This is a genomic window from Micrococcus sp. GbtcB5, from assembly GCF_019091605.1.
In the GTDB taxonomy this organism is placed as follows: domain Bacteria; phylum Actinomycetota; class Actinomycetes; order Actinomycetales; family Micrococcaceae; genus Micrococcus; species Micrococcus luteus.
In genome coordinates this window covers 1-235 of sequence record NZ_JAGXJK010000488.1, presented here as the reverse complement: position 1 = coordinate 235, position 235 = coordinate 1, and the positions used below count along the sequence as shown (strand labels likewise).

The following is a 235-nucleotide window of genomic DNA, read 5'->3' as shown; positions in this document are numbered from 1 at the left end:
GTGAGACGGTGCACCCACGGCACCGCCGTGTCGAGCTGGTTCCACACCGCGGCCAGGCGCCCACCGGGGCGCAGCACCCGTGCGGCCTCCGCGCTCGCCGCGCCCGGGTCCATCCAGTGCCATGCCTGGGCCGCCACCACGGCGTCGGCGCTCGCCGCCGGCAGGCCCGTGGCCTCGGCCGTGCCCGGCACGGCGCGCACCCCCCCGCCCGTGCCGGCCGCGGCCTCGCGTTCCA

At 80.9% G+C, this 235-nt stretch carries 1 protein-coding gene; it reads right to left on the bottom strand.

The genetic code is table 11. The annotated features are described in order from the left end of the window. Positions 1 to 235 (bottom strand): methyltransferase domain-containing protein (locus tag KVS67_RS13210; RefSeq protein WP_217565570.1); only part of this gene is annotated, 235 nt, incomplete at both ends.